This window comes from Pseudomonas sp., assembly GCF_026224925.1.
Lineage (GTDB): Bacteria > Pseudomonadota > Gammaproteobacteria > Pseudomonadales > Pseudomonadaceae > Aquipseudomonas.
Genome location: NZ_JAMFRV010000416.1, coordinates 1 through 7,018 on the forward strand (window position 1 = coordinate 1; position 7,018 = coordinate 7,018).

The 7,018-nt window shown below is 56.1% G+C and carries 8 protein-coding genes; 4 read left to right on the top strand and 4 right to left on the bottom strand.

Annotated elements, in window-relative coordinates; all coding sequences use genetic code 11:
- From M0974_RS17960 to grxD, 3 genes are all read left to right on the top strand, one after another.
- Positions 1-213, top strand: a 213-nt coding sequence (locus M0974_RS17960; protein WP_297839613.1) for a hypothetical protein, incomplete at its 5' end; no start/stop codon positions are given.
- A 138-nt stretch (positions 214-351) separates the two neighbouring features.
- Positions 352-2,460, top strand: a complete 2,109-nt coding sequence (locus tag M0974_RS17965; protein WP_297839616.1) for a molybdopterin oxidoreductase family protein — start codon at positions 352-354, stop codon at positions 2,458-2,460.
- Between the two features lie 109 nt (positions 2,461-2,569).
- Positions 2,570-2,911 (top strand): Grx4 family monothiol glutaredoxin, encoded by a 342-nt coding sequence (gene grxD / locus M0974_RS17970; protein WP_297839619.1) that lies wholly within the window; start codon positions 2,570-2,572, stop codon positions 2,909-2,911.
- A 155-nt stretch (positions 2,912-3,066) separates the two neighbouring features.
- Here grxD and bfr read toward each other — a convergent pair whose 3' ends face one another.
- The 4 genes from bfr to pyrC form a co-directional block, all read right to left on the bottom strand.
- Positions 3,067-3,537 (bottom strand): bacterioferritin, encoded by a 471-nt coding sequence (gene bfr / locus M0974_RS17975; protein ID WP_297839622.1) that lies wholly within the window; start codon positions 3,535-3,537, stop codon positions 3,067-3,069.
- 199 nt (positions 3,538-3,736) lie between these two features.
- Positions 3,737-3,955, bottom strand: coding sequence for a bacterioferritin-associated ferredoxin (locus M0974_RS17980; protein ID WP_297839625.1), 219 nt, complete (start codon positions 3,953-3,955; stop codon positions 3,737-3,739).
- A gap of 173 nt (positions 3,956-4,128) precedes the next feature.
- Complete coding sequence (rnt, locus tag M0974_RS17985) at positions 4,129-4,806, bottom strand: ribonuclease T (protein ID WP_297839628.1); 678 nt, start codon at positions 4,804-4,806, stop codon at positions 4,129-4,131.
- The gene (pyrC, locus tag M0974_RS17990) at positions 4,803-5,849 is read right to left on the bottom strand and encodes a dihydroorotase (RefSeq protein ID WP_297839630.1); all 1,047 of its coding nucleotides are present in this window, start codon (positions 5,847-5,849) and stop codon (positions 4,803-4,805) included. The genes rnt and pyrC overlap by 4 nt, the downstream gene beginning before the upstream one ends.
- Positions 5,850-5,977: 128 nt before the next feature.
- On the opposite strand from pyrC, the gene M0974_RS17995 reads away from it, so the two are divergent.
- Positions 5,978-6,883 (top strand): OmpA family protein, encoded by a 906-nt coding sequence (locus tag M0974_RS17995; protein ID WP_297839633.1) that lies wholly within the window; start codon positions 5,978-5,980, stop codon positions 6,881-6,883.
- Positions 6,884-7,018: the final 135 nt, after the last annotated feature.

A 7,018-nucleotide genomic window follows, 5' to 3' on the forward strand; every position in this document is an offset into this window, starting at 1 on the left:
ACCTCCATGTCATTCGAACTGTTGCGCAGCAAGGACGAAGTTACCCGTGTGGCCGGCAAGCGCATGATCGACCGTATGGCGACCATCAGCGCCGGGCTGGATGAACATTGGCGATTGATCGGCGAGCTGACTGGCGTGCATATCGCCCAAGAGCAGATCGAAACCGTCCACGAAGTGCAGATGACGTTGAAAACAGTTGTGCCAATAGGCTAACTGCCGCCTGTACCGGCATCGGCCCGCCTGATGCCACCCGATTCACAAGACAAACGTCTCTGGCGAAGTCTTCCATCAAACGCCATAGTTTTGTTTCCGCGATCGCTTAAGATCGTTCATGACAAAACGAGACTGGCTATGACCAAGACTCTCCACCACCGTGCCTGCCATCTGTGTGAAGCCATTTGCGGCTTGACCATTGAAACCACCACCGAAGAAGGCCTCGGCACCCGGATTACCTCGATCAAAGGTGATGCCCTGGACAGTTTCAGCCGTGGTCATATCTGCCCCAAGGCGGTGGCACTACAAGACATTCAGAACGATCCCGATCGTCTCCGGCAGCCGATGCTGCGGGTCGGTACTCAATGGCAGCCCATCGAGTGGCAAGCAGCGTTTGATCTGGTTGCCGAGCGCGTGTTTTCCATTCAGCAGCGTCATGGTCAAAACGCGATAGCCGTCTACCAAGGCAACCCCAGTGTGCATAACTATGGGTTGATGACCCACAGCAATTATTTCCTCGGATTGTTGAAAACCCGCAACCGCTTTTCCGCTACATCGGTTGACCAATTGCCTCATCACTTGACCAGCTATTTGATGTACGGCCACGGTTTGCTGTTGCCGATTCCTGACATAGACCACACGGACTTCATGTTGATTCTGGGTGGGAACCCGCTGGCTTCGAACGGTAGCATCATGACCGTTCCCGACGTAGAAAAACGCTTGAAAGCTATCCAGGCGCGGGGCGGTAAAGTCGTGGTAGTCGACCCTCGTCGCAGCGAAACAGCGGCCATTGCCGATCAACACCTATTTGTCCGGCCTGGCGGTGATGCGGCGCTGTTGTTCGGCTTGCTCAACACGCTGTTCGAAGAGAATCTGACCCGTGCCAGCCACTTACCGGTGGATGGGCTGGATCTGGTGCGCCAGTCCATTAGTCATTTGCATGCAGAAGCGATGAGCCCGCGCTGCGGAGTGCCCGCTGAACACATTCGTCAGTTGGCACGTGACTTCGCTACGGCGGACAAAGCGGTGTGCTACGGGCGAATGGGCATATCCACCCAGGCCTTCGGCACGCTGTGTCATTGGCTGGTACAACTGATCAACCTGGTAACGGGCAACCTTGATCGGGTGGGCGGCGCGCTGTGCACCGAACCCGCAGTGGATCTGGTGGCCTCTACGTCAGGCGGCCATTTCAATCGCTGGCAAAGTCGCGTGTCAGGCTTGCCTGAATATGCCGGTGAGTTGCCGGTTTCGGCCCTTGCCGAGGAAATGTTGGGCGAAGGGGAAGGGCAGGTCCGCGCCCTGATTACCGTGGCTGGGAATCCGGTGCTGTCGACACCCAATGGACGCAAGCTGGAGCAAGCGCTCGAAGGCCTGGAGTTCATGCTCAGCATTGACTTGTACATCAACGAAACCACGCGTTATGCCGACCTTATTCTTCCGTCGACCTCGGCCTTGGAAAACGACCATTACGACACTACGTTCAACATGTTCGCCGTGCGTAACGTTACACGTTTCAACCGTGCCATCCTCGAAAAGCCAGAAGGCGCCTTGCACGATTGGGAAATTTTCGTCGGCCTGGCCCAAGCGTTCGCTGCCAGAGCTGAGCGTGAGCTGAAACCGACAATAGCGCCCTCACAGATGATCGACCGTGGCTTGCGTGCTGGGCTGTATGGCGATGTCTCTGAATACAAACTGTCTGTGGAGCTGTTGCGTGATCACCCGCACGGCCTGGATCTGGGCGCGCTTAAGCCGAATCTCCAGCCGCGTTTGAAGACCGCCAATCAGCGAATTCAGGCCGCGCCGGATGTCATCCTCGCCGACCTTGCGCGGTTCGCCGCCGTTGAACCGCCCCAGGCTGGAGAGCTGTTGTTGATCGGTCGCCGACACGTGCGCAGCAATAATTCGTGGATGCATAACTACCATCGGCTGGTTAAAGGTAAACCGCGCCATCAATTGCTCATGCATCCCGATGACCTGAGCAGCCGGGGACTGAGCGACGGGCAGTGGGTTCGCGTCAGTTCCCGGGTAGGCATGGTCGAAGTGCAAGTCGTTGGCAGTCTGGAGATGATGCCGGGAGTGGTCAGCCTGCCTCACGGTTGGGGTCATGCACGGCCAGGCGTGCAGATGGAGATCGCTGGCAATCAGCCGGGTGTCAGTGCCAATGACTTGACCGATGAGCGCCAATTAGACAGGCTGTCTGGCAACGCCGCGCTGAATGGCGTACCGGTGCAGGTCGCCGCAGCTTGAGCCCCATAGTCAACGGTCGACAGGGAGAGTCCGAGCATAGCACTCGGGTTTGGGCTACAATGCGCGACCGTGCCGACATCTGAGTCGGAAAGTTTAGCCGAGGTGTTCCATGGATATCATCGAAACGATTAAAGAGCAGATCAACGCCAACACCGTTCTGCTTTACATGAAAGGCTCTCCGAATGCACCACAGTGTGGTTTTTCGGCAAAAGCTTCGCAGGCATTGATGGCGTGTGGCGAGAAGTTCGCTTATGTCGACATCCTGCAGAACCCGGAAATTCGTGCAAACCTGCCGAAGTACGCCAACTGGCCAACCTTTCCACAATTGTGGGTCGGTGGTGAATTGGTCGGCGGCAGCGACATCATCACTGAGCTGTTTGCCAGTGGCGAGCTGCAAACCCAAGTCAAGGACGCAACTGCTAAAGCTGCCGCTGAAAAAGCCGACGCTTGATTGCCGTTGTCAGCCTGCCCCGACTGCGGGCAGGTTTGTCTGCGAGTGGCATGAAACGGTGTGATTAATACGCCGTTCTCAACCAGCAGGCATGAAAAAGCCCCGCTCTCCATGAGATGCGGGGCTTTTTCGTTAGTGCGACGGGTGTACTGGATTCACTCGCCCATCTGCGATTGCAGGTAGTTCTCAATGCCAACTTTATCGATCAGGCCCAGTTGGGTTTCCAGCCAGTCGATGTGTTCTTCTTCGGATTCGAGAATGTCTTCGAGCAGTTCGCGGCTGCCGAAATCGCCGACGACTTCGAAGTGCGCAATCGCCGCTTTGAGGTCGATCAACGCTTTCTGTTCGATCTTGAGGTCACACTCAATCATTTCTTTGGTGTGTTCACCGATCAGGATCTTGCCCAGATCTTGCAGGTTGGGCAGGCCTTCAAGGAACAGAATGCGTTTGATCAGTTTATCGGCGTGCTTCATCTCGTCGATGGATTCGTGATACTCGTGCTCGCCGAGCTTTTTCAGGCCCCAATCCTGGTACATGCGAGCGTGCAAGAAATATTGATTGATTGCGACCAGCTCGTTTCCGAGGATCTTGTTGAGATGCTGGATGACTGTAATGTCGCCTTTCATTTTGACTGCCTGCCGTTGGCTGTATCTGAATAAGCCATAAGTTTGGGCCGCACAGTGGGTGCTGTCAAACCTAAGTTGTTGAATAATAAGTACATTAAATACTAATAAGAATGTTTGAGTTCCGCATCTTGGCGCTAAGCGTTTGAATTACAGGCATAAAAAAACCGGACACACGGTCCGGTTCTTAAGACAATTCTATTTAGGCGACAGAGAATTCTGCGGGATAAGCCATCACTGCTTGGCTACTTTGCAACTCGGTCAGCGTGTCACGTACTACTTCTTTGGCGAATGAGGCGCATTTTCCACATTTGCTGGCAACACCCAGCGTTTGGCGGACGTCGCGGTAGCTGCAGCAACCTTCCAGAATCGCATCCCGGATTTGCCCATCAGTTACACCTTGGCAGAGGCATACATACATAAGTGAGAACCGTCGTTGGTGGTGACTCAATGCCGGGGATACTAATGGTAATGAGAATGCTTGTCAAAGCTACTTTCGGTGAAAGGTTCTACTATCTCGGATGACCGACCAACGGGAAAACGCAGGTATAAAAAAACCGGCCACAGGGACCGGTTTAACCGATACGACCGGTTTCAGTCGTTGAAATCTTCCCAGCCACCCATCTGTTTCCAGCGGTTGACGATGCCGCAGAATAGATCAGCGGTCTTTTCGGTGTCGTAGCGCGCTGAGTGAGCTTCACGGCCATCAAAATCGATGTCGGCTGCCTGGCAGGCTTTGGCCAGTACAGTCTGACCATAAGCCAAGCCTGCGAGGGTGGCGGTGTCAAAGCTGGAGAACGGGTGAAACGGGTTGCGCTTCATGTCCATCCGGGTGACGGCCGCGTTTAAAAAGCCGAGGTCGAAGCTGGCGTTGTGGCCGACCAGAATGGCCCGCTTGCAGCCATTGGCTTTCAGGGCCTTGCGCACGCCGCGGAAGATGTCGGTCAGCGCCACTTCTTCACTCACGGCCATGCGCAGCGGGTGATCAAGCTTGATACCGGTGAACTCCAGCGCAGCGGCTTCGACGTTGGCGCCTTCGAACGGCTCCACGCGGAAGAAGTACGTATGTTCAGGGAACACGAAACCTTTTTCGTCCATGCCGATAGTCACTGCGGCAATTTCCAGCAGAGCGTCGGTGGCTGAGTTGAATCCGCCGGTTTCTACGTCGATAACGACCGGCAGATAGCCGCGGAAGCGGGCCGCCATCGGGTGCCGGGAGCCCCCTCCGCCGCCATGGCCTTCCTGTTCGTCGTCGAAATGGTCTTCGCTCACGCGTGTTCCTCCAGCAGGCGCCAGCGCAGTTTTTCACCGGCGCGCAGCGGAATTACGGACAGCTCGCCAAATGGCAGGCTGGTAGGTGCGGTCCATTCATCACGGACCAGCGTTATGGTGTCGCGGTTGGTTGCAAGGCCGTAAAACGCCGGGCCGTGAACACTGGCGAAACCTTCTAGCTTATTGAGCGCATTTCGCGCTTCAAACGCTTCAGCGTATAGCTCGATCGCTGCGTAAGCGGTGTAGCAACCGGCACAGCCACAGGCCGCTTCTTTAGCATGCTGGGCGTGGGGGGCAGAATCGGTACCGAGGAAGAATTTCGGGCTGCCACTGGTGGCGGCATCGAGCAATGCGTCCTGGTGAATGTTGCGCTTGAGAACCGGCAAGCAATAAAGGTGTGGGCGAATGCCGCCGACCAACATGTGATTGCGGTTATACAACAGGTGGTGAGCGGTGATGGTTGCCCCCACGTTGGCCGAAGCTTCGTTGACAAACTGAGCAGCTTCGCGGGTAGTAATGTGCTCGAACACTACTTTCAATGAAGGGAAGCGCTCTACGACGCGCCTCAGATGTTCATCAATAAAGATTTTTTCGCGGTCGAATACATCGATTTCGCCACGTGTTACCTCGCCATGCACCAGAAGTGGCAAGCCCACCTCGGCCATGGCTTCAAGCACGGGGAAGATCTTGTCGATGCTGGTAACGCCTGAATCAGAGTTGGTGGTCGCTCCGGCCGGGTACAGTTTTGCGGCATGGACGAAACCGCTGGCCTTGGCCGCATGAATATCTTGCGGCTGTGTCAGGTCGGTCAGATAAAGCACCATCAACGGCTCAAAGCGGCTGCCAGCCGGGCGTGCAGCGAGGATGCGCTGACGATAGGCGTCAGCTTCCTGAGCATTGCGAACCGGAGGTACCAGGTTAGGCATGATGATGGCGCGGCCAAAAGTACGCGCAACGTCAGCAACGGTGTGGGGCAAAACAGCTCCATCGCGGAGGTGAATGTGCCAGTCGTCGGGACGTAGAAGGGTCAGGCGGTCGGACATTGTGGATTCCAGGCGGGTCAAACTCGCTGGGAATGCTACCGGAAAACACTCTTCCAGGCACTCGCTATCAAGTTTTCCGGGAACTAACCGATAGCCAGACGTATGTAGTATTTCTAGTGGAGCCTCCCGTGCGCCAGCGTTATTTAGCGTTACTTAGCGTGTTTGCCAGTCTGCCGGCGGTGGCTATCACTTTCCAGACACGTCTGGAGAGCATCGAATGGAAAGTCGAAGGCGATAAGTTCGAATGTCGCCTGACCCAACCCATCACTGATTTCGGTGCGGGTGAGTTCGTCCGTCGCGCCGGCGAACAGGCCACCTTTCGCCTGAAAGCAAACGGCGGAGTACTGACCTCAGGTTCAGCAACGCTGCTGGCTGCGGCCGCCCCGTGGCAGCCCGGCCGTGGTGATATCAATCTCGGTGCGGTCAAGGTAAACAACGGCGCGATTGCGTTCAACGCCTCACAAGGGCAGGCGGGACGTCTGCTCGCAGGCCTGCTTGAAGGCCGCAGTCCATTGATCCGTCATCAAGGGCAGGAGGGCAATGTACTGGAAGTCCGCTTGTTGCCCGTCAGGTTCAGCAAAGCATTCAGTGATTACCAGGCGTGCACCGCCAAGTTGCTGCCCAACAATTATGAACAGGTCAAACAAGCGCAAGTCGGTTTTCCGGGGGGCGATGCCGAGCTTGATGCGCAAGCACGCGCCAAACTACAGGTCATTGCTGACTTCTTGAAGGCCGATCCCACTGTTAATCACATTGAACTCGATGGTCACTCCGACAACAGCGGTAATCGGTTGACCAACCGTGACATGTCGCGGCGCCGGGCGTTGGCTGTGATGGATTTCTTTAAGGCGCAAGGGGTTCCCGAGAAGCAGATCACTATGCGCTTCCATGGCGAGCGTTATCCGGTGGTGCCAAACACCAACGCAGCCAATCGCTCGCGCAATCGGCGAGTCAACGTGCAACTTGAGCGGCTGCCACCGGACGAGAAGCCGCCGGTAGTGGGAGCAGCAGGATCGGCTGCTTCAACATCGTAATCGGCTGCGTTTGATCGCTCGCTCGACATTAACTGTCGCTTGGTCGTCACAAGCTGTCGCGCCTCTGTAAAGCCATGGGTTTGAGCGGTAGAATCCTCCGCTTTCCGTACAACCCGGTGGAGTGATGGCATGGCG

Excerpts from the sequence above, each read along its gene's own strand:
- M0974_RS17965 (WP_297839616.1), top strand. The coding sequence starts at position 352 with ATGACCAAGACTCTCCACCACCGTGCCTGCCATCTGTGTGAAGCCATT.
- grxD (WP_297839619.1), top strand. The coding sequence starts at position 2,570 with ATGGATATCATCGAAACGATTAAAGAGCAGATCAACGCCAACACCGTT.
- bfr (WP_297839622.1), bottom strand. The coding sequence starts at position 3,537 with ATGAAAGGCGACATTACAGTCATCCAGCATCTCAACAAGATCCTCGGA.
- M0974_RS17980 (WP_297839625.1), bottom strand. The coding sequence starts at position 3,955 with ATGTATGTATGCCTCTGCCAAGGTGTAACTGATGGGCAAATCCGGGAT.
- pyrC (WP_297839630.1), bottom strand. The coding sequence starts at position 5,849 with ATGTCCGACCGCCTGACCCTTCTACGTCCCGACGACTGGCACATTCAC.